General features: G+C 55.0%; 23 protein-coding genes and 2 pseudogenes. 16 read left to right on the top strand and 9 right to left on the bottom strand.

Annotation, left to right across the window (positions count from 1 at the left end):
- Both BLT54_RS15320 and BLT54_RS22750 read right to left on the bottom strand, forming a co-directional pair.
- Nucleotides 1-250: pseudogene (locus BLT54_RS15320) on the bottom strand (IS110 family transposase); the annotation flags it as partial.
- A gap of 531 nt (nt 251-781) precedes the next feature.
- Nucleotides 782-1,003, bottom strand: coding sequence for a hypothetical protein (locus BLT54_RS22750; RefSeq protein ID WP_218129392.1), 222 nt, complete (start codon nt 1,001-1,003; stop codon nt 782-784).
- Between the two features lie 223 nt (nt 1,004-1,226).
- On the opposite strand from BLT54_RS22750, the gene BLT54_RS15310 reads away from it, so the two are divergent.
- The 6 genes and pseudogenes from BLT54_RS15310 to BLT54_RS15285 all read left to right on the top strand — a co-directional run bounded on the left by BLT54_RS15310 (nt 1,227) and on the right by BLT54_RS15285 (nt 3,973).
- Nucleotides 1,227-1,880: a TetR/AcrR family transcriptional regulator gene (locus tag BLT54_RS15310; RefSeq protein ID WP_074646159.1), complete on the top strand. Its 654-nt coding sequence runs from the start codon at nt 1,227-1,229 to the stop codon at nt 1,878-1,880.
- Nucleotides 1,881-1,882: 2 nt separating this feature from the next.
- Nucleotides 1,883-2,365, top strand: a complete 483-nt coding sequence (locus tag BLT54_RS15305; protein ID WP_074646158.1) for a VOC family protein — start codon at nt 1,883-1,885, stop codon at nt 2,363-2,365.
- Nucleotides 2,358-2,894 carry a GFA family protein gene (locus tag BLT54_RS15300; protein WP_143026843.1) on the top strand — a complete coding sequence of 179 codons (537 nt, stop codon included), beginning with the start codon at nt 2,358-2,360 and terminating at the stop codon, nt 2,892-2,894. Before BLT54_RS15305 ends, BLT54_RS15300 begins: the two co-directional genes overlap by 8 nt.
- A complete protein-coding gene (locus BLT54_RS15295; RefSeq protein ID WP_074646156.1) occupies nt 2,887-3,198 on the top strand; it encodes a DUF6958 family protein in 312 nt (103 codons plus the stop codon). The genes BLT54_RS15300 and BLT54_RS15295 overlap by 8 nt, the downstream gene beginning before the upstream one ends.
- Before the next feature lie 47 nt (nt 3,199-3,245).
- A pseudogene (locus BLT54_RS22815) lies at nt 3,246-3,410 on the top strand (IS3 family transposase); the annotation flags it as partial.
- 398 nt (nt 3,411-3,808) lie between these two features.
- Nucleotides 3,809-3,973, top strand: coding sequence for a DUF3309 family protein (locus BLT54_RS15285; protein ID WP_074646155.1), 165 nt, complete (start codon nt 3,809-3,811; stop codon nt 3,971-3,973).
- A 23-nt stretch (nt 3,974-3,996) separates the two neighbouring features.
- On the opposite strand, the gene BLT54_RS15280 is transcribed toward BLT54_RS15285, so the two are convergent.
- Nucleotides 3,997-4,731: a Crp/Fnr family transcriptional regulator gene (locus BLT54_RS15280; RefSeq protein WP_074646154.1), complete on the bottom strand. Its 735-nt coding sequence runs from the start codon at nt 4,729-4,731 to the stop codon at nt 3,997-3,999.
- 145 nt (nt 4,732-4,876) lie between these two features.
- Between BLT54_RS15280 and BLT54_RS15275 the strand changes: the two genes are divergently transcribed.
- Both BLT54_RS15275 and arfB read left to right on the top strand, forming a co-directional pair.
- Complete coding sequence (locus BLT54_RS15275; protein WP_074646153.1) at nt 4,877-5,116, top strand: hypothetical protein; 240 nt, start codon at nt 4,877-4,879, stop codon at nt 5,114-5,116.
- Between the two features lie 190 nt (nt 5,117-5,306).
- Nucleotides 5,307-5,723: an alternative ribosome rescue aminoacyl-tRNA hydrolase ArfB gene (arfB, locus tag BLT54_RS15270; RefSeq protein ID WP_074646179.1), complete on the top strand. Its 417-nt coding sequence runs from the start codon at nt 5,307-5,309 to the stop codon at nt 5,721-5,723.
- A 253-nt stretch (nt 5,724-5,976) separates the two neighbouring features.
- Here the strand turns inward: arfB and BLT54_RS22240 are convergent, their stop codons facing one another.
- Both BLT54_RS22240 and pncB read right to left on the bottom strand, forming a co-directional pair.
- A complete protein-coding gene (locus BLT54_RS22240) occupies nt 5,977-6,615 on the bottom strand; it encodes a hypothetical protein (RefSeq protein ID WP_143026842.1) in 639 nt (212 codons plus the stop codon).
- Nucleotides 6,612-7,904, bottom strand: a complete 1,293-nt coding sequence (gene pncB / locus BLT54_RS15265) for a nicotinate phosphoribosyltransferase (protein ID WP_074646152.1) — start codon at nt 7,902-7,904, stop codon at nt 6,612-6,614. Before pncB ends, BLT54_RS22240 begins: the two co-directional genes overlap by 4 nt.
- A 132-nt stretch (nt 7,905-8,036) precedes the next feature.
- On the opposite strand from pncB, the gene BLT54_RS15260 reads away from it, so the two are divergent.
- Nucleotides 8,037-8,597: a hypothetical protein gene (locus BLT54_RS15260; protein WP_143026841.1), complete on the top strand. Its 561-nt coding sequence runs from the start codon at nt 8,037-8,039 to the stop codon at nt 8,595-8,597.
- On the opposite strand, the gene BLT54_RS15255 is transcribed toward BLT54_RS15260, so the two are convergent.
- Together BLT54_RS15255 and pncA are read right to left on the bottom strand one after the other, a co-directional pair.
- Entirely contained in the window at nt 8,598-9,869 is a 1,272-nt protein-coding gene (locus BLT54_RS15255; protein ID WP_074646150.1) for a SulP family inorganic anion transporter, read from the bottom strand.
- Between the two features lie 3 nt (nt 9,870-9,872).
- On the bottom strand, nt 9,873-10,472 hold the full coding sequence (gene pncA, locus BLT54_RS15250) for a bifunctional nicotinamidase/pyrazinamidase (protein WP_143026840.1): 600 nt from the start codon (nt 10,470-10,472) through the stop codon (nt 9,873-9,875).
- Between the two features lie 491 nt (nt 10,473-10,963).
- Here pncA and trhO point away from each other — a divergent pair, with 491 nt between their 5' ends.
- Nucleotides 10,964-11,875 (top strand): oxygen-dependent tRNA uridine(34) hydroxylase TrhO, encoded by a 912-nt coding sequence (trhO, locus tag BLT54_RS15245; protein WP_074646148.1) that lies wholly within the window; start codon nt 10,964-10,966, stop codon nt 11,873-11,875.
- A gap of 22 nt (nt 11,876-11,897) precedes the next feature.
- On the opposite strand, the gene BLT54_RS15240 is transcribed toward trhO, so the two are convergent.
- Nucleotides 11,898-12,551 (bottom strand): ABC transporter ATP-binding protein, encoded by a 654-nt coding sequence (locus BLT54_RS15240; RefSeq protein ID WP_074646147.1) that lies wholly within the window; start codon nt 12,549-12,551, stop codon nt 11,898-11,900.
- A gap of 2 nt (nt 12,552-12,553) precedes the next feature.
- Nucleotides 12,554-13,603: a KpsE/RkpR family capsule polysaccharide export protein gene (locus BLT54_RS15235; protein WP_083351848.1), complete on the bottom strand. Its 1,050-nt coding sequence runs from the start codon at nt 13,601-13,603 to the stop codon at nt 12,554-12,556.
- Between the two features lie 319 nt (nt 13,604-13,922).
- On the opposite strand from BLT54_RS15235, the gene BLT54_RS15230 reads away from it, so the two are divergent.
- The 6 genes from BLT54_RS15230 to BLT54_RS15205 all read left to right on the top strand — a co-directional run bounded on the left by BLT54_RS15230 (nt 13,923) and on the right by BLT54_RS15205 (nt 24,617).
- Nucleotides 13,923-14,750 carry an ABC transporter permease gene (locus BLT54_RS15230; RefSeq protein WP_074646146.1) on the top strand — a complete coding sequence of 276 codons (828 nt, stop codon included), beginning with the start codon at nt 13,923-13,925 and terminating at the stop codon, nt 14,748-14,750.
- 67 nt (nt 14,751-14,817) lie between these two features.
- Entirely contained in the window at nt 14,818-17,043 is a 2,226-nt protein-coding gene (locus tag BLT54_RS15225) for a glycoside hydrolase family 99-like domain-containing protein (RefSeq protein ID WP_074646145.1), read from the top strand.
- Between the two features lie 3 nt (nt 17,044-17,046).
- A complete protein-coding gene (locus BLT54_RS15220) occupies nt 17,047-18,057 on the top strand; it encodes a hypothetical protein (protein ID WP_074646144.1) in 1,011 nt (336 codons plus the stop codon).
- Nucleotides 18,057-19,055, top strand: a complete 999-nt coding sequence (locus BLT54_RS15215; protein WP_074646143.1) for a hypothetical protein — start codon at nt 18,057-18,059, stop codon at nt 19,053-19,055. The genes BLT54_RS15220 and BLT54_RS15215 overlap by 1 nt, the downstream gene beginning before the upstream one ends.
- Before the next feature lie 130 nt (nt 19,056-19,185).
- The gene (locus tag BLT54_RS15210) at nt 19,186-21,888 is read left to right on the top strand and encodes a calcium-binding protein (protein WP_074646142.1); all 2,703 of its coding nucleotides are present in this window, start codon (nt 19,186-19,188) and stop codon (nt 21,886-21,888) included.
- A 92-nt stretch (nt 21,889-21,980) separates the two neighbouring features.
- Complete coding sequence (locus tag BLT54_RS15205; RefSeq protein WP_074646141.1) at nt 21,981-24,617, top strand: S8 family serine peptidase; 2,637 nt, start codon at nt 21,981-21,983, stop codon at nt 24,615-24,617.
- Nucleotides 24,618-24,639 lie beyond the last annotated feature (22 nt).

Below are 24,639 nucleotides of genomic sequence, written 5' to 3'. Positions count from 1 at the left end.
TCACGTAGGGTTTGACGTATCCGGCGGGCATGAGTTTCACCTCGTGTCCCAATTTGCGCAGCTGGCGACCCCAATGGTGGGACGATCCACACGCCTCCATGCCGACCAAACAGGGCGGCAGCGTCTCAAAGAAGGCAAGCAGCTTCGCCCGCTTTATGGCCCTATTGAAGATGACCCGACCATTCTCCGAAATGCCGTGAACCTGAAAAACATCCTTGGCCAGATCAAGGCCTACTGTCTTAACTGTCATTGGGTGGCTCCTTTCCTAGCAGTCATTGATAACTGCACTTTGGCACATTCGATGCCGGTGGAGCAGGAGCCACCCACCTCATCCGGTCAGGGCCGTTTTGATCTCCCTTTCCTGCGTGGCAAGCGAACTCATCTGGCTTTCAAGGAGCATCAGAGACGCTTGTCGCCGAAATCTCAGAAGCGCGTTTTCTTATTCCAACCACAACAGGGGATGAGCCCAAATATTGCCTAGCCGCGACGAAAGATCCTTTGGATGGGCTATCGAGGTCTTGGCGCTGGCGGGTGAGGTATAGCTGAGATCCGCGCAGTGGCTGTGCTGGGGGCAAAAGCATTCGTCAGCAGAGGCAAACATTTTGCAATAATTGCTATACGAAAAGGGACGATTTCCGGTGTTTTCACGCCCCACAGAGGCAAAACTATGGGTCACCGCTCAAACCTTGATGATAGGCAATTTGCCCTTTTGCGTCACGATTTGCCCTTCGGGTGTCGTTACGCCTTGGCATGGTTTTACCGCCACCAGAGGGAAAACACCTTATCCGCTCCCGCCACGCGGATGTACCGATTCACGAAAACCGAGGTCCGATTGCGACTGCGCAGCACTGGTGTCGTTGCCCTTGGACAGCGAATTGGTTCCGGGCGCTCCGTGTGATGGCAGCAGGCAGTGCATCCCGAACCTTTGTGTCTTGTGCAGCCCGCGAATGTCCATGTCTTCTATCATCCGCTGACGCAGCGGGGTTGTTCTCTTCTCTGTCATGGGAACTTCCTGTCTGATGATTGAGAAGGCCCAATCATCAAACAGGTCAGAAGATCGCAAAACGCACTCCGTTAGTGGCATTGCACACCGTCAGCCAAGAGCGCCAATGCCGTGAAGTGGTTAGTCCATCCATATGCGAACATAGACCGTCGGCAGGGTTCACGCTCCTTGCTCTCTATTTTTCCCTTCACAACATACCAACCGTATGGTATGTATATCAACCATGACGAGACCGACCAAAAAATCCCCCGAGCGCGGTGATGCGCGCACCCGCCTTCTGGACGCCGCCCGCGATGTCATCCGCCAAAAGGGTTTCGCGGCGACGTCCGTTGATGACCTTTGCCAATCAGCGGGGGTCACGAAGGGCGCGTTTTTCCATCATTTCAAGACGAAGGATGCGCTTGGAGTGGCGGCTGCAAACTATTGGGCCGAGACGACCAGTGCCCTGTTCGCTAAAGCGCCGTATCACGCGCCGGACGATCCGCTGGACCGCGTGCTGGCCTACCTTGATTTTCGCCGTGCTCTCATTGGCGGGGAGACTTACGAATATACCTGCCTTGTCGGCACCATGACGCAGGAAGTCCACGACTCCGCCCCTACGATCCGGGATGCCTGCGCGAAAAGCATCTTTGGTCACGCCGCCACATTGGAGGCGGATATCAAGGCGGCCAGAGAGCAGCGCGGGATCGACGCGGACTGGACCGTCGAAAGCCTCGCCCGACACACCCAAGCTGTTCTTCAGGGCGGCTTTATCCTCGCCAAGGCGACTGGAAACCCGGACCTCGCCCGCGAGAGTGTCGATCACCTGATCCGCTATGTCTGCCAACTTTTTGGCATCGAAACCAAGCCACCATCCACGACAGAAAGGGAGAATTGAAAATGGAACATGCAGCCAAGGTGCGGACTTGCTTCTGGTTTGACAAGGGCGGCGTCAAAGCGGCCCGTGAATACGTGTCTCTTGTCCCGAACAGCCGGATTGAGGCCGTGCGTGAGAATGGCCGGCCTGATGATCCGATGGTTGTCGAGTTCACTTTGGCCGGTGCGCCGATGATGATCCTGACGGCTGGACCGCACTACAAATTGACCCCTGCCGCGTCGATCAGCATCCTGACCGAAGATCAGGACGAAACGGACCGGCTTTGGGATGCGTTGACCAAGAACGGTGGGGAGCCGGGGCATTGCGGTTGGGTGGTGGATCGCTTTGGCGTCTCTTGGCAGATCGTACCAAAGCGGCTGCCCGACCTTCTGGCCAGTGACGATCCTGCGGTGGGGAGCCGCGTAAGCGACGCCATGATGCAGATGGGCAAGATCGATATCGCAGCACTCGATGCGGCCGCCGCGAAGGAGCCATCTCATGGGTGAGACAACACAGATCGGATGCGCCTGCGGTCAGACCCGCCTTGCGGTTGAAGGCAAACCCATCGCCAGTGTCGAATGTTGCTGCACCTCCTGCCGCACAGCGGGGGACCGGATGCAGACCCTTGCGGACGCCCCCCAAACCCTCACGGATTACGGCACAACCCCCTTCGTCATGTACCGAAAGGACCGCGTGCACTTTCTTGCTGGCCGCGAGGGCCTCAAATCATTCCGCCTGTCGCCCGAACATTCGACCAGGCGGGTCATCGCGTCATGCTGCAACACGCCGGTGTATCTGGAATTTAAAGGCGGGCATTGGCTGAGCCTTTATGGTGGGCTGTGGCCGGAGAAAACGATGCCGCCGCCCACGATGCGCACGATGGCCTCCGATTTGCCAGACAGTGTGAGCCTGCCCAACGACATCCCAAACGCAAAGAAACAGAGTCTGGTTTTTTTCGCTAAGCTCTTTGGGGCCTGGGTCGCCATGGGGTTTCGCACCCCGAAGAGCCCAACAACGGGAGAGATCAATGCCTGACCTCAATGAAAAGATCGAAATCGAAAGCATCACGTCACCGGGGCGAGTCGTGCGGGTGAACCGGGCCAAATACATGGCCATGCGTGACGCCCTCCTGCCGGTGCTGCCGGCCGAAGCCCCCGGCATGACTGTTTCCGAGGCGAAGGTTGCCCTGCTGCCAAACCTGCCACAAGACCTGTTCCCGGATGGCGAGAAAGCCGGGTGGTGGCTGAAGGCCGTGCAACTCGACCTTGAAGCCAAGGGTGTGATCGAGCGTGGCGGCAAGGGGCCGGTCCGGCTATTCAGGACGGGGAAATCGGCGTAACAACGCAGGTCTAGTGCACCAGTGTCGATTTGGATTGGCAGCTACCCACGATCGAGCGGGCACTGACGGGATCCGATTGCGACCAGGCCGTTGTGCGCCACAAGTCGCGTCTGCTCAGTGACAACGGGTCCTGTCACATCTCCGGCGATTTAGCGGCGTGGCTGGAAGGGCAGAAAATGAAACACATCCGCGGCGCGCCATTCCCTCCTCAAAAACGCGCCATTCCATCCTCAAAAACAAGCCACATCATCAATCACACAAACGAACCTGAGCCTCCAATGCTCAAACCCGTCTGAAACCTCATTTTATTTGACGACGGACATTCCTCCCCGGCAGGCAACATTTCATTTTACGACATCAGGATTCACCGGGACGGACCAACCTGTATCAGTGTGGGCCGATGACGGCAGTGTCATACTCACATGAGTTCGCCGTGTATGGGTGAACCTTTGCCCTGTTTTGAGTAAGCAAAAGACATATGGGAGTGCGCTTCCCCTTCGTATTCGTTCTCTCATGTGCCTTTTGTGCTTGAAGACCGTAAAAACCACGGCGACCCAACAACGACCAATAGCCGTCATAGACGGCGCGTACACATTCGGAGATAGACCTCATGTCACTTGGATCCATCCTTATCCTTCTTCTGATCATTGGCCTGCTGGGTGGGTTCAGCGGTCGTTTTGGCGGCTATGGCTATGGCTTTGGCCACACCGGGGTCGGTGTGCTTGGAACGATTTTGATTGTAGTGGTCGTGTTGATGGTGCTGGGGCGCCTTTAATAAGAACCACTCCGCCTGCACCGCTACGTGAGCAGCGGACCGCGTTGATCCAGATAGGTCGGGTCGAATTGAGCAAAGGCGATCAGAGCCTCATAATCCCCAAAGACCACCACCCCGTCCCGAAACGTCACCAATCCCAATTCGCGCAGATGGCGCAGCACCCGGTTGACATGCACCGCACTTAGCCCAAGCGCATCGGCCAGAAGATATTGCGACAGCGGACAGGTGTAGCCTTTCCTGCTGCCCACTCCCACAAGAGCCAGCCGCGCGCCGAGTTCCAAAAGGAAATGCGCCATCCGCTCGGTGGCGTTGCGGCGTCCGATGTTGACCAGATGCTCGACCACCATCGCCTCATCACGCGAAGCAGCCCATAAAACGGCGGTCGCCAAACGCGGGGCCTTTTGGAAAGCACTCAACAAATCCTTCAGCATCACTTCGCTGACCACGATATCGGTGACGGGTTCGATACTATGATCCGAGATATGTAAGAGAACGCTGCGCAGACCCAGAAAGTCCCCCGGAATCTGAAAATCGACGATCTGCCTTTGGCCGTCCTGCAAGATTTTATAGGAACAGGCCCACCCTGAACGCAGGATATAGGCCACCTGCCCGGATTGACCTTGGTGGACCAGATCACGCCCGGGAACAAAGCTGCGCTGACGTTTTTGCAAGCTGTCCAGAACCGACAGTTCCGGCCCTGACAATGCAACAAAGGCCCCAAGTTTGTTTATCAAAGCTGTGTTTTGCACGTTGCTCATCCGCCCTCTCACTCAAATGAAGCGTTATCATGGAAACTGTGCTGATGACTGATCGAAGTCAGCCTGCTCTTTCGGTTTGTTTGAAACCCTGCATCATAAGCCGGCGGGACCTCCTGAGCTGGCAACACCCGTGAAAGGCCCCATCATGTCAGACCCTAACACATACTCTGGAAAAGCGGCCCTTTCGATTTGCGAAGCCCTGCTTTTGGCGCTCAATGACGCTCATGTTTTGCCTGAAAGTGAAATCATGGGCATTTTGAAAGACGCAGCCGAGGCGCATAGACATGCAAGCGTTGTCGGAGACGCCGATCATGACATGCATATGGCTGTTGCGGGGCTGATCTCGGATATTATTGCAGGCGGCAACTCCGTGCGTCGGACCTGAGACAGGCCTGCGCAAGAGGTGCATCCCCTGCGCTCGCTTTGGCGTGAGGTCGACTTGCGCGTGTTTGATCTTTTCGAGAGAAAGCAATGGACAAACGGCCCGGCGGAGGTCACCAAATGAACCCCAAGCTCTGCCCTCGCGCGGGCGGCCTTTGGGTTTTGCCGCTTTCGCCTCTCACACGGACCCCGCCATGCCCCTGTTTGTCACCGATAAAATCGAAATTGCCGATTGGGAGATCACCGAGCAATTCGTGCGCGCCTCCGGCCCCGGCGGGCAGAATGTGAACAAGGTCTCAACAGCCGTGGAACTGCGGTTCGAAGCGGCGCGCTCCCCCGCGCTGTCCGACCCGGTGAAAAACCGATTGCGGCGCTTGGCGGGGCGACGCTGGACCAAAGACGGCGCTCTGGTGATGTTCTGCGACGAAACCCGCCACCAAGCCCGCAACCGCGAAATCGTGCGAGAACGGTTGGTGGAGCTGATCAAACAGGCTGCGGAAAAGCCGAAGTTCCGGGTCAAGACCAAGCCCACGCGCGGCAGTGTCGAGCGGCGGATCAAGGCGAAGAAGGTCCGGGGGGAGGTGAAGGCGCTGAGGGGGCGGGTGGACTAGCAAAATTTCCCATTACCAAGTATAATTGTTTCACTTTCGAAGTCGAAGTGTACTGGAGGCCAGCCAGAATGACGAAAAAAATTTTTACCGGTGACTCTGTAAGCCCTAAGGGCAGTGGTGCGTCTAAGCCAACAGTGCCGATTCATGGTTATAGCCCTAGCAGTGGAGCGCAGGGCTCAACTCAGCCTACTGGCGCAGGTGGATCGAATACGACAAGCAGCGGCGGTAAGGGCGGGAAAAAGTAGTTTCTTGATTAGCGTTCTCGGGCTTTTCTTCTAAAGTCAATTTCGGCGATTTGATCCTTCGGAATATACGTGATCCTAATTCCATCGGCGTCGATTAATGACTCGGCTTGGCGGCCTTCCTGATCTAGTGGCGTGATATATGTGATATACATGCCTACCGAGCCGTCTGAACCAAACACACATGGGCCGTTTGGATAGTTGTTGAAATCTCCAAGTGGGTAACTTTCGTAGGAGTAGCCGTTTTTTAATGTCACCACTAATTGAGCGTACTCAAGATTTTCTTTTTGAATAATTGTTGACCATGCACTTGGAAGTCCATCCTCTTTATCTTGGGTCAGAAATGATAAAAGGCGTTTTGTTTTCTGTGCAATTGTACGCCTCCAAACGATAGCAGAAATGGTTGGCATCATCACGCCAAGGCTACCGAGCACATAGTCGCTCCGAAGCCAATCAACTGAGCAAAGCTCAAAAAGTCGTTCAAGACTTCCTATCGAAATTAGTCCAATACCGCCGAAGCATAGAATAATTCCAAGGACATCTGTTGTTGTGTGGCTTTCCCTGCGACCTGAATAGGCAATGATGTATGATAAATAGCCGCCTATGAGTACAACTTGGGTTCGCCAGCTGAGTTCTAGCAGCTCATTCAAACCACAACCTCCACCGCGTCCTGCTCGCCAACCCCAAACACCCGTTTATACCGCTCCACCTCGTCTTTCGGCCCCATCGCCTTGTTCGGGTTGTCCGACAGTTTCACCGTCGGCTGGCCGTTGGCTTCGACCGCTTTACAGACCAAGCTGAACGGCGCCAGAGCGTCGCCTGTGGTCAGGCCACGAAAGTCGTTGGTCAGCAAAGTGCCCCAGCCAAAAGATGTGCGCACGCGACCGGCAAATTGGGTGTGGAGTTCGATGATCTTGTCGGTGTCCAAGCCATCGGAAAAGATCACCAGTTTCTTGGTCGGGTCTTCGCCGCGCGCTTTCCACCAGTCAATCGCCACTTCGGCGGCAGACGCCGGGTCGCCGCTGTCGATGCGGATGCCGGTCCAGCCCGCAAGCCAATCGGGCGCGCCATTCAAAAAGCCGCGTGTGCCGTAAGTGTCGGGCAGGATGATGCGCAGGTTGCCATCGTGTTCTTCGTGCCAATCGGCCAGCACCTCATAGGGCGCCTGGCGCAGCTCGGCGTCGGATTGGGCCAGCGCGGAATAGACCATGGGAAGCTCATGGGCATTGGTGCCGACCGCTTCGAGGTCGCGTTTCATCGCGATGTGGCAATTCGAAGTGCCGGTGAATTTGGGGCCGAGACCTTCGAGCATGGCTTGGACGCACCAATCCTGCCAGAGGTAGGAATGGCGGCGACGGGTGCCGAAATCGGCGATTTTGAGCCCCTCAAGCGGTTTGAGCCGTTCGATTTTTTCCCACAGTTTGGTCATGCCACGGGCGTAGAGCACCTGAAGTTCAAATTTTTTCATCGGGCCAAGCACAGCCCGCGACCGCAATTCCATCAGGATCGAGAGCGCCGGGATTTCCCAGAGCATGACCTCAGGCCAAGAGCCTTCAAAGGTCAGCTCATATTGGCCGTCCTTTTTCTCAAGCTGATAGGGCGGAAGGCGCAGGTTTTCGAACCATTCCATGAAATCCGGGCGGAACATCTGACGTTTGCCGTAAAACGTATTGCCGCGCATCCATGTGCTTTCACCGCGGGACAGGGAGAGGGAGCGGACATGGTCCAACTGTTCGCGCAATTCGCCCTCATCGACCATCTCCGCCAAGCGGATGGATTTGGAACGGTTGATCAGCGAGAATGTGACCTGAGTGTCAGGTTTGTTGCGAAACACCGACTGGCACATCAGGAGTTTGTAAAAATCAGTGTCGATCAAGGACCGGACAATCGGGTCGATTTTCCATTTGTGATTGTAGACGCGGGTGGCGATATCGACCATGAGGAGGCCCCTTCTTATGACACAACGGTTAAAGCAGGGCAGAGAGGGGTTTGGCAAGCAGACCCATGGTTTTGTTCGTCATTTGAAAAGATTTGCATGTTAGGCAGAGCGTGAATTGTGACAAAGAGGCAGATGATGAAGGCGATTTTGGCAGGGGTATTTTGGGTCTTGGCGGCGGGTGCCTTGGAGGCTCAGGATGATTGGGAATACGGGTCGTGGCGGGTGTCTACATTCTCCGAAAACGTGGGAACGGCAGGGATCGTCGAGGATGTCTATCACTATTGTATCGCCAGCAGTGGCGGCGATGGCGATGCGCGCATTTCGATTGAGTTCATGAGCCATGATGCCGGCCCGCCAACGGTGTACCCTTCCGTGGTGATCGAAGAATATGCCCCACGCGGCTATGACACGCAAATGCAGGACGGCATGACCGGCTACATCATCTTCGACAGCTATGAAACCGCCGCCGCGACACCCGTCACAAGCTATGATCCTGACGGCTATAAACTCGCGCGGGTGAGTTATGACCAACCCTATAGCCAGTGGATGCTACAAAAGATGCAGGCCAACGGGCGGCTGGATTTGGTGGTTCAGGGGCGACCTGTTGCGGCGTTTCAACTCAACGGGTTTTCGGCGGCTTATCTGAAGGCGGCAGATGAATGCGGATTCTCCGGGGTCGGTGTGATCCCGTAATTATCGGTCGCGCGGCGTCCAATCTTCGTCCGTATCAACCTGTTTGTCCCCACGACGCCTGAGTTTCATCGCCAACCCAAGCGCGATCCCCACGCCAATCGCGAGGGTCAGGTCGGTGAGCACCGTAAGCAAAAGTGTGATCACCAAAAGCACCTGATCCGACCGAGGTGTGCGGAGATAACTGCCCCAGCGATGCGGCTCAGACATGTTCCACGCGGTCAAAAGCAACAGCCCGGACAACGCGGGCATGGCAAGAAAACCCGCAAGTGGTGCGGCCAGCATCAAAATCGTGAGAATGGTCAGCGCATGAATGATCCCGGCCACCGGCGTTTTACCACCCGCGCGCACATTGGTCGCGGTGCGGGCAATGGCCCCTGTCGCGGGCAACCCGCCAAACAGGGATGAGCCCAGATTGGCCACCCCCTGCGCGAGAAGTTCGGCATTGGATCGGTGTTTGCCACCAATCATACGATCCGCAACCATGGCGGACAAAAGCGACTCGACGCCTGCCAAAAAGGCGATGATCACAGCCGACGAAAAAAGCGCGCGGACGCGATCAAAGCTAAGATCCGGCAACTGAGGCATCGGCAGACTGCGTGGCAGATCGCCAAACCGCGATTGGATCGTCGCGACAGGCAGATCGAAGATCGCAACAACGGCGGAGGTGATCGCCACCGCCACGATCAACCCCGGCAATCGCGGCGCAGCGCGGCGGAACAAAACGATCAACACCATCGTGGCCAATCCGATGGCAAAAGCCGCCGGGGTCATGTCAGGCAAAGCGCGCCAGATCGCGGGAATTTTTTCGATGAAATCGGCAGGCATGGCACCGCTGAGACCCAAAAGATCGGGGATTTGGCTTGTGGCGATGATCACGGCAATGCCGATGGTAAAGCCGTTGATCACCGCTTCGGGCACATGGCGCACCAAGCCGCCCGCATGAAACGCCCCCGCCACCAAAAGGATAATTCCGGCCATGAAGGTCGCGGTGACCAATCCGTCATACCCATACGTCGCCACCACCCCGGCAACCACCACGATAAACGCCCCGGTCGGCCCGCCGATCTGAACACGGCTACCGCCCAGCGCGGAAATCAAAAACCCCGCGATGATGGCGGTGACGATACCTTCCGCAGGTCCCGCACCTGAGGCGATAGCAATGGCGATGGACAGAGGCAGTGCCACCAAAGCCACGGTGATACCAGCAAAGACATCGGCTCTAAACTGATCTTTTGTATAGGTTTTGAGAGTGGTGAAAAGTTTCGGGGTCATGGCTTAAACAACCTCAACCCCGGCGGTTTTCATCCCGTCGATTGCAGTTTCTTTCGATCCATCCATGTCAATCGCGCGACATAAATCCGTACGAACAGCAACTTTAAACCCAAGGCGCGCGGCATCGATGGCGGAGAAATTCACACAGAAATCAAGCGCCAGACCGACCAGCGTGAGCGTATCTATTCCACGGGTTTTAAGATACCCTTCAAGCCCGGTCGGGGTCACATGATCGTTTTCGAAAAAGGCGGAGTAGCTGTCAATCGCGGGATTGTAGCCCTTGCGGATGATCAGGTCGCCATCAAGTCGCAGCCCCGGATGAAAGGCGGCGCCGTCCGTGCCCTGAATGCAGTGATCCGGCCAAAGCACTTGGGTGCCATAGGGCATCTCGGTGGTGCTAAAGGGCGCTGTCGCATGGGTGCTGGCAAAGGACGAATGCCCGGCTGGATGCCAGTCTTGCGTCAGGATCACGGCAGCGAACTCATCCATCAAAGCGTTCACCTCAGACACGATCTCGTCGCCGCCGGGCACGGCCAGCGCACCACCGGGGCAAAAGTCATTTTGGATGTCGATGACGATCAAGGCTTCGTTGGCTGGACGCATGGGAGTCTCCTTTGGCACAGGCCTAGCGCGCGCTGACCGGGCTTGGCAAGCGTCATGGCGAGGTGAGTGGGTTTCGGGTTTGCCCAAGTGAGCCGAGGATTCGTCAATTAGGGTCTTTTGGGCTGGATGAGAGACTAATTTCGAATTCTCAGACGCAACACTTGCCCGGTACGTTCAAATGTCATCCGCCGCATCCCCGGCTTGGTTTACGCGACGGCGGATAAGGTATCTTTGTCGGCGAGCACCACAGTGTCTTCATAGTCGCGCCATAGACGCGCCGATCATTAAGCACGACACGGATGTCGGAGGCCTCGCCAACCACATGGTAGGTTAAGACCACATGCCCCTCTTTCGAGACGATCACACCGGAGCCGAGAGCCCGTTGGACGCGCTGGCGGGCGGGGCCATAGCGGGATATGTATAAAGGATGCGCGCTTTTACCGCTTTGCAAGGTCTTGCCTGCGCCCACAGGCGGGAGTATCGAACACATTATGTTTACAGTTTGCGCCCTCTATCACTTCGCCCGCTTCGATGACCCGTCCGCATTGCGGGGGCCGCTTTTGGACCTGTGCCTCTCGGACGGCATCACCGGGTCGCTTTTGCTGGCCCGCGAGGGCATCAATGGCACCGTGGCCGGGCCCACGCCCGCCGCGATTGACCGTTTGGTGGCGCATATCCGCGCCCTGCCCGGCTGTGCCGATTTTGAGTACAAACTTTCGACAGCCTCAGCTCAGCCGTTTGGCCGGATGAAGGTCCGGTTGAAAAAAGAGATCGTCACCATGGGGCAACCGGATGTCGACCCGCGCGCTCGGGTTGGGCACTATTGCGATCCGAAAGAGTGGAACGAATTGATCTCAGCCGACGATGTGGCAGTGATCGACACACGTAACGATTACGAATTTGGGATCGGCACGTTCAAGAACGCAATTGATCCGCAAACCAAGAGCTTTCGCGACTTCCCGCAATGGTGGGAAGAGAACAAAGACCGGTTTCACAACAAACGCATCGCAATGTTTTGCACCGGCGGCATTCGCTGTGAGAAATCGACCAATTTCCTGTTGGGTCAGGGGATTGAGGAGGTCTATCACCTCAAGGGTGGGATTTTGAAATATCTCGAAGAGATGCCCGAGGAGGAGAGCCTTTGGGAGGGTGAGTGTTTCGTCTTTGATGGTCGTGTGTCGATTGGACATGGGTTGACCGAGGGACCACATGAGCTTTGCCACGCCTGTCGCCGTCCGATTTTACCCGAAGACAAAGCGCGGCCAGAGTATGAAGAGGGCGTGTCCTGTCATCAATGTGTGGACGAAACGGATGAGGCGCGCAAAGAACGGTTCCGCGAAAGGCAGCACCAAATTGCTTTGGCGAAAGCGCGCGGCGAGCGGCATTTTTCGCGTCAAGCGTAAGCGTGAGTGGCCCAGTGCGCGCTTATCTGAGCATCATCCGATGAACGCGGATGGCGCGTTCGACATCCTCATACCATGTCAGCTTGCCATCTTCTAAAATCGCCGCAGCATTGCACAGCGATGCGATGAGACCCAGAGAATGGGACACCATCACAGCGCCGGAATTTTTCAAACGATCATGGATCACCGCCTCACTTTTGCGGCGAAAAGAGGCATCCCCAACAGAGGTCACTTCGTCGATCAAATAGTGATCGAAATGGATACCCATAGAGGCGCCAAAGGCCAAACGCGCCCGCATACCGGAAGAGTAGCTTCGGATCGGTTGATAAAAATGGGCGCCGAGTTCGGAGAAGTCTTCTACAAAATCAATAAGTTGCTTTGTATCAACCCCATAAACCCGTGCAATGAACCGCACATTTTGCGCGCCCGTCAGATCGGCATGAAAAGACCCCGCAAAACCGACAGGCCAGGATACCGTTCCGTCAATGTCAATCTGACCGCTGTGAGGCAGGATCGAGCCGGCGATCATCCGCAAAAGGGTCGATTTCCCCGCCCCATTGCGCCCTAAAAGCGCAACACAGCGATCTTGGGGAAATTCAACAGTCAGATTGTCGGCCACGACTTTTCTGGCATGCCCCAAGGGAAAAGACATCGAGACGTTTTTCAAACGGATCATGTTTAGCGTCGATCTTTTATGGAATAAAAAATCATCGCCCCAAGCGACCAAACCCCGACAAGCAAAAGCGTGGTGAGAGCAAAGATCAGGAAGCGCCTTGGATGGGTCGGAGTTTCGGCCAGTGTGGGCGGACTATAGACAACAAGGTATCGACTTTTCCGATCCGCTTCCGTCACAGCCGCATCGTAATTGGCACGGGCCGCAAGGTATCGGGCTTCGGCGAATTCCCGATCCACCACAAGACCCTCATATTCCGAAACGATCTCCGAATAGGGCGGTCCGCTGCCTTCAACACCCGCGCCAAGAGAGCTGCGCTCATCCTCAATGCGATTGCGGATGATGTTGATACGTCGATCCGACTGTTCAATCCGCGGGTCCGTGTCGCGCGTTGTCGATTGGCGGATGAGGTCATTGGTGATGATTTCCTCGGCCAATTGCGCATTCAGCGAGTTCAAAAGCCCCATTTGGCCCTGAATTGCCGCTTGCGGATCAATCATCTGATTTTCGACACGAAATGCCGTCAGCCGGGTGCGTGCGCTTCGCAGCTGTTCCGTGGTCACATCAAGGGTTTCGCGGGCAAAACGAATGCTGTCTTCACGGGCGATATTGGACAGTTCGTTGATTTTCTGAGAGGATAATTCGAGCACAGCGCGGGCGATGTTGAGGCTATCCTCGGCACGAAAACTGCGGATTTCGGCCTCAATCAAACCGGCATTGCCATCAAAGGACACGAGCGTCATCTTGGACCAATAGTCCGCGAGATCCTCAATGGTCGCATCATTATGAAGGCTGAAAACAGGATCGCGCTTGGGCAGAGAATAGATTTCCTTGAGATCCAGTCTCTGATCGATCAAAGAGACAATTTCATGACCTCGCATGTATTCATACAGGATATCGCTGTCGCGCGCACCATTGGAGGACGTTCCAATAAGCGAGCCAACAAGGTCAGACACCGGAAGCGACGTTTCCGCGCGCACCGAAAAGCCGACGGTTGTGGAATATTGATCAGACGCAAACACTGTGAGGTAGATGGCGGTCAAAAGCGACGGCACAATAACAAAGGCCCCAAAGGTGGCGGCGAGGATATAGTGACGTGGTCGTAAAAAAGCAGGCTCCGCTTTTGGTAAAGTCTCTACAAGAACGATGGATTCCTTGATGTTTGGCTCAGGCGTAGAGTTTGCCTCCGCTGCGGCATTCGCCTGATTTGCTCGCCGTCTACGCCTTGCTCGTGCCGCCAAATTCACATGTATTCTCCTTTGAAAGGCTTGCTATACTGCTGTCCCGAAGATAGCTGTGAAGCATGCTTAACCTAGCCAATGCATGGCTTTAAGACCAGCCTGTAAACTTAGATCGCCACAAAGTAGAGTAAGAATGCGTCAACTCCCTCCCGAAAGGCTTGCCAGTGGCATTGTGCCACCACAGCGACCCAAAGGGCGAAAGTACAAATTTGGGCGAACCGTCATTGCCCTTATCCTCAGGGAAGTCGAGACCCGCTATTCGCGCGCGCTGGGTGGGTATCTTTGGGCGTTCTTCGAACCTGTGGCCGGGATTACATTCCTCAGTTTTATCTTTTCTCTGATTGCGCATAAACCAGCCTTGGGGTCGAGTTTTCCTCTGTTTTATGCATCAGGCTTTTTGCCATTTGGCATGTTCATGGCAATTTCAAATGATCTGTCACGCGCGGTGCGATTTTCCAAACCGCTGCTGCAATATCCCGCGATTGCGTTTATCGACGCCCTGATCGCACGGTTGGTGTTGAACCTTGTCACCCAGGGCTTGGTGATGACCTTGGTGTTCATTCTGATCGTGAACATTTTCGATCTTTCGCTGATCGTGAACTGGTCACAGATTTTCTTAGGCGTTGCGATGTTGATCGCCTTAGGCGTGGCGATCGGCATCTTGAATTGCTATATCATCTTGGTCGTGCCGTTGTGGGAGCAGATTTGGTCCATCTTGACACGACCTTTGTTGATCATTTCAGGCGTTTTGTTCTTACCGGAAAGTTTTTCTCAACCCACACTTGGCGTTTTGATGCTCAATCCCATTTGTCACTTTGTCGGCATTCTGAGGTCCGGAATTTATTCAACATATGATGCTTCGGCGTCGTCCCCATTATACGTTTTTGCCTTGGCCCTTTTTATCGGAACCATCGGCATGATATTGCTCAGCCGCAATTACAAAGCCTTGTTGCTCAAGTGACGAGAGAGCAAACAGAGCGCAGCCAAGTGACCGGGCAGACAAAAAAAGACCTAGGAGCGAACCGAGCATGAGTGCCACAAGTAGGGCAAAAAATGCCCTAAGATTTTTATTGGCGACCCCAAAAGAACGCCGCTATGCCCGCAAAATCAAAGCCAGCGGGCAGTTTGACAGGGATTTTTACCGCGGCATGGTGCCTGGGCTACATTGGCTCTATAGACAAAACCCGGAACGTCACTATGTGATCTTTGGCGAACCTTTGGGCATTCAGCCCAACGGGTCTTTTTCTCCAAGCGCCTATCTCAAACACAACCCGGATGTTGCTTCTGCGGGTTTGCGACCGTTTGAACATTACATCACCGCAGGCCTGAAAGAAGGCCGGGTCACCCGCACTCAGCCCAGTTTTAATCTTGTCGATGGCGTGACCTTCCCGATCCTGCGCGCCGATCCAACACGCAAAAAGGCCCGCTTTGCCATTGTGGTCCATGTGTTTTACGCCGAAATGTGGGACGAGATCGCCGCACAGATCAAAGCGCAATCTTTCGAGTATGATCTCTATGTCTCTTACATAAAATTCAAATCCCATAAGGCTGACCCGAAAGACGCGGTGCTCAAAGATTTCCCTGAGGCCACGGTCTATGCGATGCCAAACCACGGGCGCGACATCTATCCGTTCTTGCATTTTGTGGCGGCTGGTTTTCTGGATGGCTATGAGGCCGTGTGCAAACTGCACACCAAGAAAAGCCCCCATCGCACAGATGGCGACATCTGGCGGCAAGCCTTGATCCAGGGCATTTTGGGAGATCCCGACGCCACGAAGGCAAGGCTTGAAACCTTTTTGACCACTTGGGACGCCGGGTTTTGGGTGGCCGATGGGCAGCATTACAGCGGCACTGAATGGTGGGGTTCAAATGTGAACATGACCCGCCATCTCCTTGATCGGATCGAAGTGCCTTTGAATGCCTCCTCCCTCGATTTCCCGGCCGGGTCGATCTATTGGCTCAAACCAACGATCCTTGCGATGCTGAAATCCATGCAGCTCACGCAGGATCATTTTCAAATTGAAGATCAACAGCTTGACGGAACGACGGCTCATGCTGTGGAGCGCGCTCTTGGCTATATCTGCAAGGCCGCGGGATTGAAAACCTATCAGACGACCGAGATCGACAGCCTGACGCCGAAAGCCAAACCCAAGGCTCCTCAATACGTTACAGCATTTTACCTGCCACAGTTTCACCCGATTGCGGAAAATGACAGATGGTGGGGCAAAGGCTATACCGAATGGACCAGTGTCGTAGCAGCCAAGCCGAATTTTTCCGGCCATGCCCACCCGGTTCTTCCTGCCGATCTTGGGTTTTATGACCTGCGGGTGCCCGAAACGCTAGCGGAACAGGCCAAAATGGCCAAAGCCGCAGGTATCGACGCCTTTTGCGCCTATTATTACTGGTTTGACGGGCAACGGCTTTTGGAAAAGCCGATTGATTTAGTGTTGGATCGGCCTGACGTGGAGTTCCCATTTTACCTGTGTTGGGCGAACGAAAGTTGGCGGCGCAATTGGGATGGGTTGAGCGGTGAAATCCTCATGCCACAGACCTATTTTCCGGGGTTTGCCGGTGATTTGGCCCGCGACATTGCGCGTTACATGCGCGATCCGCGCTACCAACGCCCAGACGGCATACGCCCGCGATTTGTGATTTACCGACCCGAAGACATGCCCGATCCAGCCGCAGCCGTAGAGCAGATGCGGCAGGTTTGGCGCGATGAGGGGATCGGCGAAGTCGAACTTGGGGCGGTGCTGTTTCACGTTGATGGCGAAAGCCCGGTCAAAGACAATCTGTTCGATTTCTGGGTCGAAATGCCGCCGCATGGTCTGGTCAAAAGCAATGCCTATCTGTTTGGCGGCCCCGATGGCAACAAGATGCCAACCTCTGTCCTGCCGGGATTTAGCGGGCTGATCTACGACTACGCAAAGGCCGCAACCTATGCGACCTCATCGGCTTACACCAAGCGCCTGCCCAAGACGACGATTGCGGGCATTATGCCGTCTTGGGACAACACCGCCCGGCGTGGAGATAAGGCGCATATCGCCTATGGTGCCAATGTGGGCACGTTCAGACGTTGGTTGCACAGCCTGCTCGAAAAGCGGATTGCGGGGTCGTACCGCGAGGAGCTTTGGATCAATGCGTGGAATGAATGGGCGGAGAAAGCGGTGCTTGAACCCACAAAACAAAATGGCGACGCTTATTTGAAGGTTCTGGCCGAGTTTTGCGGCGATAAAACCCAAAAAGAGACGTAAGCCATGCCCAAACTCGTGATCCATATGGGCACACATAAGACGGCCACAACCCACATTCAGGATACGCTTTACAAAAACCGCAGGCTGCTTCGCACACACGGTTTGGTCTATCCAACGCTGGGTCATGAACGAGGGCATCACGGCCTCGCCTCGGGCTGGATTCCGTTGGGCCCGCGCTATTCTTACAAAAACCCCGAACGTCGGTTGCAAACGTTGAACCGGGGGATTTTGCGGCGGATGAAAGCCAGCGACACTGTTTTTATCAGCTCCGAAGAGTTTTCGCGTTGGAACCCGCGCCATGTCGAGATGGCGCAATTGCGCGGCCTGGTTTCGGATTTTGATGAGATCAAAGTGATCTGTGCATTGCGCACACAGAGCGGGTTTATTCAATCGGTGTATCAACAGGTCTCCGACGACCGCAATCCCGGTAACATTGACGCCTATGTTGAAACCGTGGTCGAGCGCGATTTGGTCGAAGGCTTGTTTACAAATTACCATCGGCTTGTGCGCCATATTTCCGATGGCTTTGACCTCAACGAGATCCGTTTGATCAACTATGAACGCGCCTCTGCGCAGGAGGGAGGGATTGTCGGCGCCGTGCTGCAAGAAGCCGGCATCCAAATCGACCCCAAGGCTTTGCAACCCTTTGACGCACAGCGACATTCAAATGTGTCGCCTGAACCTTTGGCGACATTTGCGGCCAATTTCATTGCCCACACCCACAAAGCTCCGCAATGGCTTGTGCGGGCTGCGGGAAAAACGGTCATTGAGACATTTGGGGCAGAGACACGCACCACGTTGTTTTCCAAGGCTCAGATCGACACTTTGATTGAGACATATGAACCGAAGAACCGCGCGCTCGAACGATTGATTGCCGCAACCCAACCCAAGTTTCGCATGACCCCGATTGACGCGCCTTTACAAGGGCGCGCGACACGCAACCAGATCGGCGCAGAGTTTTTTCAGGCCCTGTCCCGCAAGATGATTAAGATAAAACAAGAGGCGCATGGATAATGGCCAAGGTCGTTTTGCATATCGGCCCGCATAAAACCGGCACGAGCTATATTCAGCGTCGGCTGTTTGCCAACCGGGCTCGTCTCGAACAGGCGGGCCTGTATTACCCCGACATCGGCCCCAATCCGGCCCATCACATTTTGACCGCAAAATGGATTCCGAATCCGGATTTTGACCGCTCTTTGAAAAGCCACGGCGGCATAGACGCGCTATGGACGAAAATCATCGATACATATGCGCCGAAGGACGGGACGCTTATCCTGTCTGGCGAACCTTTCACGCGGCTTGAACCCGCGCGGGTCGATTACAAAGACTTGGCGGGGCTTTTGAGTCCGTTCGAGGAGGTCCGCATCGTGTACTACGCGCGCGACCCGATCGCATTGACCCAGTCGATTTGGCAGGAAGTGGCCAAAAGCGGACGTTTGCCGGCGATACAGGGCTTTGTTCAGCGGGCCATTGCGACGGGCTTGGCCTCTGGCGTCCCTGTGGATCACAATCTGGTTTTGGACACTCTGGAAGAGGGCTTTTGCCCCGATCAGATCACCATTTTTGACTATGAAACGGTCAAAACCCTGCCCGGCGGCATTTTGCAGGCCTTGTTGAATGTGACTGGGTCAGATTTGGTGGCAGATGGCACTTTGAAAGAGACCAAACAGGCCAACACCTCACCTGATCCTTTGGCACAGTTGCTTGCGACAGAATTAACCACCCCTGCCCGGCCACCACATGCCATCTATGACGCTGCACGCCGGGCCTTGCTCGATCGGTTTGACAAAGCCCCAACGACGATTTTCACACCCGCGCAGATTGCCACATTGAAGGCGAGTTTTGTCGAAAAAAATCAAAGGTTTGAGAAAAGGGTCCAACAGCATAGCCCGGCGTTTTCAATGTCACCAAATCGCATTGATCCGCAAACTCATGTGACCCCAAGACAGGTCGGCCCCGGTGTGACCGCCGCCATCGCACGTCAGATTTACCAACTTGAACGGATATCATAACGCTTTGGCGAACAGGGTATATGCGAGTTGATTCAATTCTGAAACTCTTGCCGTTTTTATGCCCGATTTAAAAAAGGCCGCCTTAAGCACTTCGCCCGCATTCTGCCCTTGGTGGTAGACGGAGGTGGGCATGGGGTCCCTGTCAATTTTAGAAACGCTCTGGGCTGACGACGCATTTTTCCTTTCACAGGTGACAACGGGCCTGTTGAACGCCAATGGCACGTTCGTATTTTACGACACAGCCTCGGGCACAAAAGCCTCGACACAGATCATTGGCGGAACCGATCTCAGTTTCTCAACAGAGTCCATAAATTCGGAAGGCTTTGCCTCGATTTCGATTGAAAGCACCGATTTCATCATCCCAAAGGCGGAGCTTTTGGCAATTGCTCAACTCGGCGAAGGCGGTTCGCATTGTGTCCAGTTGAACCAATCCACCAGCCACTCAAACCGTGCGGAGATTGCCACAATCGAGATCAACGGCGTGACCTATGTGCTCGCAGCGCTCTCCGAAGGCTCTGGCCTCTCTGTTTTTTCAATCAACGCCTCCGCTGTCGCAGGCGAAGCACAAACCCTTTACGATGATGACACGACCCATCTGAGTGACATCAGCGCGCTCTGCACCATGACGGTCAATGGCACAGCCTATGTTTTGGCAGCCTCTGCGACCGAACATGGTCTGACTTTGCTTGAGATCGGCGCAGGCGGGGGGCTGATGGAGGTGGACAGCTACAGTGCGAATGAAGGCCTGCCGGTGACAACGCCCACGGATCTTCAGAGCCTGAACTATGGCGGGAAAACGCTGGTGTTTATGACCGCAGCTGACAGCGGATCTATCACCGTCCTGGAAGTGACAGATACGGGGCAATTGGTGGCCATTGACCAAGTCATCGACACGCTGGGCACGCGCTTTGGCGGGGCTTCCGCGCTTGATGTCATAAACTATAATGGCACCGCCTATTTGGCTGTTGCTGGCAATGACGGCGGTCTGTCGCTTTTTAAGGTTTTGCCAGACGGGACCTTGGTCCTTTGGAGCAGTGTCATTGATACCTTTGACACCGCCCTTTTGAATGTGTCTTCGCTGACTTTTGTCGCCACGATCAACGGCTTGGAATTGATCGCCACATCCACCGGCGACACCGGCCTGACCCGGATTGCGGTCGATGTTTCCAATCAAGGCGCGGTTTTGTCGGCAAGCACAGGCACCGCAGATGACGACATCATCATCGCCACAGATACCGGCAGCACCCTATCGGGAAACGGCGGCGCAGATATTCTTGTCGATGGCGCGGGAAGCGATACGATGACCGGGGGAAACGGCGCCGATATTTTTCAGTTTCGACCTGACGGCGTCACGGATTACATCACCGATTTCAATTACGCATCCGACACCATTGATCTGTCCCATTTCCCTTTGTCAGGCTCGGCAAACAGTGTCGAAATTGAAATGACAACGACCGGCTTTGTGCTGACATTCGGGGGTGAACGTATTGTCGTGACCACATATGACGGGATGCCTGTTCCGCTCGCCGCATTTGTGGATTCGATTTTGTTTAACGCCGATCACGTCATCATCGGGGAACGGATCGACAATTCTGCCGCGGTGACAATCGAGGGGACAGACGGCAACGACATCATTTCGGGCACCTCCTCCAACGACATTTTGCTTGGCCTTGCGGGCGCAGATGTTTTTGTGGCCTCCAGCGGCGGAGACACCATCAACGGTGGCGATGGCATCGACACGGTTGATTATAGCTTGTCCACAATCGCGGCCAACATTGATTTGCAATTCAGTTCGCTCAACTCGGGGGCTGCGGCGTCTGACACTCTGGTGTCGATCGAAAATGTGATCGGGACACGATATGATGACGTGATCAAGGGTGACGCCGAGAACAACACACTCTCAGGCTTTGATGGCGATGACAGGCTTGTGGGCCAGGATGGTGATGACATTTTGGTCGGCGGAATGGGCGCGGACATTCTGGATGGCGGCGATGGCTTTGATACGGCCAGCTACAGCGAGTTCGTCACCGACCTGACGCTGAGTCTTTTGAATCCAGACGACAATGTCGGATTGGGTGCCGAAGGGGACAGCTATATCAGCATTGAGAACCTGATCAGCGGTGATGGCAACGACATCGTTTATGGCGATGACGGCGACAATCACATCTATACACGGCTTGGTCATGACTATGTCGAAGCAGGTGGGGGGGATGACATCGTTATCGCGAGCCATGGCAATGACACTGTCTATGGTGGGGCCGGGAATGACATTATAAACGGCGGCAACGGGAAGGACCGATTGGTCGGCGACAGCGGCAATGATCGTCTTGTTGGTGAAGACGGGGATGACACGCTCCTGAATTTGGAAGGTGTGGGTTGGCTGATTGCCGGGGATGGCGATGACTTTTTGCTGGATGGGTCAGGGAACAGTGTTTTAGCCGGGAACGCAGGACATGACCGCATGAATGGAGGCGGGGGCAATGATCGTATGCTCGGCGATGCGGGCGATGACATCATGTCTGGCGGCAACGGTAATGATCGGATGACGGGCGGCTCGGGGAACGACAATCTCACCGGGGGAAACGGCGCGGATATTTTTGTGTTCCGTGACGGCAGTGAAATGGACACGATTACGGACTTCGAGATCGGAATTGACCGACTCTTCATCGACGCCGTTCTGACCGATGGAAATTACGACGCCAACCATACCATCGCGACCTATTGTACGCTCAGCGGCACCGATGCGATTTTCGATTTTGGCGGGGGGGACATCATTGTTCTGAACAATATCAACGATTTGTCATCTTTGGTGGACTCCATTCTTATCACATAAAATCGCGTTAAAATTCATAAATAATGTCTTAATTCGGTTCGTTTTTTATGAAATAACCAAGTGAACTTGTCTTATTATGAGTGGGGGACCAAATGGTACCGACAGATCCGAAATACAGCCTGCAATGGCACTTTGACCTTATTGGCGACATCGAAAAAATCTGGAACGAATTCAATGGCTCCGGCGTCAATGTGGCAGTGTATGACGATGGGATGGACGTCGACCACCCCGACCTGGTAGGCAATTACGACGCGACTCTTGAGTCAAACGTCGCTGGTGTCGATGGCGACTACAACACCGACACGGACGCACATGGCACCGCCGTTGGCGGGATTATTGCCGGTGTCCAAAATGGGTCCTATGGTGTCGGTGTGGCCTTTGGCGCCAATCTGACAAGCGTCGATTTTCTCAATGATGGCCAGGACCTGTTGCTCAATGGGATGTCCGGGATCACTGCGTTCAAAAACCTGATGAACGAAATGGCGAAGTTTGATGTCATCAACAACTCATGGGGGTCCATCCCCATGTATGATTCAGTCTATAATTCCATTTCCAGCACCTCAAGCGGCAACGCCTCCATCTATCAAGACGGGGTGGTCTATGCGACGACCAACGGGCGTGACGGGCTTGGCTCGATCATCGTCAAAGCCGCTGGGAACGAGGCAAACGACTCTTCTTACCAGTCTGTCTATAACGTCTACGGCAACGCACAGGGCGACGAACTCAATTCAGCATTTGAGATCATTTTGGTCGCGGCCACGGATGTAAATGGCGATGCCGAATACTATTCAAACTATGGCGCGAACGTTTTGGTGACGGCGCCCGCTGCATCCGAGACCACGGACATCGTCGGCACGGGCGGCTATTCCAACACAGCATGGGCCACCGATTTTGGCGGAACCTCCGCAGCGACTCCTGTGGTGAGCGGCGTGACCGCGCTGATGCTGGATGCCAATGAAAACCTCGGCTGGCGCGATGTCCGCATGATCCTTGCCATGTCCGCCTCCTTGACTGGCAGCAATATTGGCTCAAGCGCGACCGGATATGAGGTTGCGCAGTGGGGCATCAATGACGCGAACAATTGGAACGGCGGCGGCAACAGCTTTCACCTGAATTATGGCTACGGCATGGTGGACGCTTACGCCGCCGTGCGTATGGCCGAAGTTTGGCTCGACCTTTACGACACAGCCAAGACAACGGCCAATATCGACTCTGTCACCCTGACCAACAACACCAACCAGCGGATTTATAACTCAACTGGTGCCATATCCACGGTGACTTGCAACACCGATATCGCGCTGGAACATGTCAATGTGACGATCAGCACGGATCACTATTACATGGGGGATCTCACCATCTATCTGGTGGGTCCGGATGGCACATATGTTCCCCTGCTGGACCAAGAGGGCGGGTCGACAGATTTGGGCACTTGGACCTTTGGTGTCGCCGCCGTCATGGGCATGTCGTCGGTTGGAACATGGTCCGTTGTGGTGGCAGACAATTTCTCCGGTGACAGTGATTATTACTTCATCGACTATATCACGATTGAATTCCTGGGCGCTGAGGCCATCACGGATTCTGTCTACACCTACACAGACGACTTTTTAACGATGCTGGCGCTGGAAAGCACTCGTGGCACGTTGGCCGACACGGACGGGGGCACAGACTGGATCAACATGGCGGCAATCACCGGCGATGTTCTGGCCAATCTCACCTCCTCTGTGCAAGTCGACAATGCCACCTGGGTGACACTCAACGGCTCGGTCGAGAACATCGTGACCGGCGATGGCGATGATGTTTTGTATGGCAACAGCGGCGCGAATATTCTTCAGGGGATGCGCGGAAACGACGTTTTGATCGGCGGCGACGGGGCCGACACTCTGCGTGGCGGGGCTGGCACCGATTCAGCCTCATATTCCAATGCATCCGGTCTTGTGATTGCTGACCTCATCAACGGCGGTTCCGGCACAGGCGATTCCGCGGGGGATACCTATTCTTCCATCGAGAACCTCACCGGTTCCGCCTACAACGATGACTTGCGCGGCACCCATGGCAACAACATCCTTTCTGGCGGTGCTGGCAATGACTTTATGATGGGCCGAAACGGCAACGATATTTTGATCGGCGGCGGCGGCAATGACACCTTGACCGGGGGTGACGATTTTGACGTGCTCAACGGCGGCATTGGCAATGATCGCCTCAATGGCGAGGCTGGTGGTGACCGGATGTTGGGAGACGCTGGTGACGACGTGCTCTATGACATTTACGGCAACAACCAAATGTTTGGTGGCTCCGGCAATGACACCTTGCTTGATGGCAGCGGCGACGGCGTCCTCTTTGGCAACACGGGTGCTGACCGGTTGATTGGCAACAGCGGCAATGATCGTATGTATGGCGATCAGGGCAATGACACGCTCAGCGCCGGGAACGGCAATGATACCGTTGTTGGTGGCGCGGGGAACGACTACATGCTCGGCGGCAATGGCGCGGATAAGTTCGTGTTTTATGAAAACGACGGCGCTGACCGCATTGCGGATTACGAAATCGGCGTGGACCGCCTTTTCATCGACGGCACCATTGCAGGCACCGACATCAACGCTCTTGTGAGCAATTATGCTGATGTGGTGGATGGCAATATCGTCTTTGACTTCGGCGGCGGCAATACGATCTCTCTGCTGGGCGTCACCGATATTGGCAGCATCGCCAACGACATTCTGATCATCACCTAAAGCGTTCCGCCATAAACCTGAA

Source organism: Celeribacter baekdonensis (genome assembly GCF_900102315.1).
Lineage (GTDB): Bacteria > Pseudomonadota > Alphaproteobacteria > Rhodobacterales > Rhodobacteraceae > Celeribacter > Celeribacter baekdonensis.
Note: the sequence above shows the minus strand (reverse complement) of the source record. Positions and strands in the feature narration are given on the sequence as shown.

Bases quoted from the DNA above. Each gene is read 5' to 3' on its own strand.
- BLT54_RS22750 (WP_218129392.1), bottom strand. From the start codon at position 1,003: ATGACAGAGAAGAGAACAACCCCGCTGCGTCAGCGGATGATAGAAGAC.
- BLT54_RS15310 (WP_074646159.1), top strand. From the start codon at position 1,227: ATGACGAGACCGACCAAAAAATCCCCCGAGCGCGGTGATGCGCGCACC.
- BLT54_RS15305 (WP_074646158.1), top strand. From the start codon at position 1,883: ATGGAACATGCAGCCAAGGTGCGGACTTGCTTCTGGTTTGACAAGGGC.
- BLT54_RS15300 (WP_143026843.1), top strand. From the start codon at position 2,358: ATGGGTGAGACAACACAGATCGGATGCGCCTGCGGTCAGACCCGCCTT.
- BLT54_RS15295 (WP_074646156.1), top strand. From the start codon at position 2,887: ATGCCTGACCTCAATGAAAAGATCGAAATCGAAAGCATCACGTCACCG.
- BLT54_RS15285 (WP_074646155.1), top strand. From the start codon at position 3,809: ATGTCACTTGGATCCATCCTTATCCTTCTTCTGATCATTGGCCTGCTG.
- BLT54_RS15280 (WP_074646154.1), bottom strand. From the start codon at position 4,731: ATGAGCAACGTGCAAAACACAGCTTTGATAAACAAACTTGGGGCCTTT.
- BLT54_RS15275 (WP_074646153.1), top strand. From the start codon at position 4,877: ATGTCAGACCCTAACACATACTCTGGAAAAGCGGCCCTTTCGATTTGC.
- arfB (WP_074646179.1), top strand. From the start codon at position 5,307: ATGCCCCTGTTTGTCACCGATAAAATCGAAATTGCCGATTGGGAGATC.
- pncB (WP_074646152.1), bottom strand. From the start codon at position 7,904: ATGGTCGATATCGCCACCCGCGTCTACAATCACAAATGGAAAATCGAC.
- BLT54_RS15260 (WP_143026841.1), top strand. From the start codon at position 8,037: ATGATGAAGGCGATTTTGGCAGGGGTATTTTGGGTCTTGGCGGCGGGT.
- BLT54_RS15255 (WP_074646150.1), bottom strand. From the start codon at position 9,869: ATGACCCCGAAACTTTTCACCACTCTCAAAACCTATACAAAAGATCAG.
- pncA (WP_143026840.1), bottom strand. From the start codon at position 10,472: ATGCGTCCAGCCAACGAAGCCTTGATCGTCATCGACATCCAAAATGAC.
- trhO (WP_074646148.1), top strand. From the start codon at position 10,964: ATGTTTACAGTTTGCGCCCTCTATCACTTCGCCCGCTTCGATGACCCG.
- BLT54_RS15240 (WP_074646147.1), bottom strand. From the start codon at position 12,551: ATGATCCGTTTGAAAAACGTCTCGATGTCTTTTCCCTTGGGGCATGCC.
- BLT54_RS15230 (WP_074646146.1), top strand. From the start codon at position 13,923: ATGCGTCAACTCCCTCCCGAAAGGCTTGCCAGTGGCATTGTGCCACCA.
- BLT54_RS15225 (WP_074646145.1), top strand. From the start codon at position 14,818: ATGAGTGCCACAAGTAGGGCAAAAAATGCCCTAAGATTTTTATTGGCG.
- BLT54_RS15220 (WP_074646144.1), top strand. From the start codon at position 17,047: ATGCCCAAACTCGTGATCCATATGGGCACACATAAGACGGCCACAACC.
- BLT54_RS15215 (WP_074646143.1), top strand. From the start codon at position 18,057: ATGGCCAAGGTCGTTTTGCATATCGGCCCGCATAAAACCGGCACGAGC.
- BLT54_RS15210 (WP_074646142.1), top strand. From the start codon at position 19,186: ATGGGGTCCCTGTCAATTTTAGAAACGCTCTGGGCTGACGACGCATTT.
- BLT54_RS15205 (WP_074646141.1), top strand. From the start codon at position 21,981: ATGGTACCGACAGATCCGAAATACAGCCTGCAATGGCACTTTGACCTT.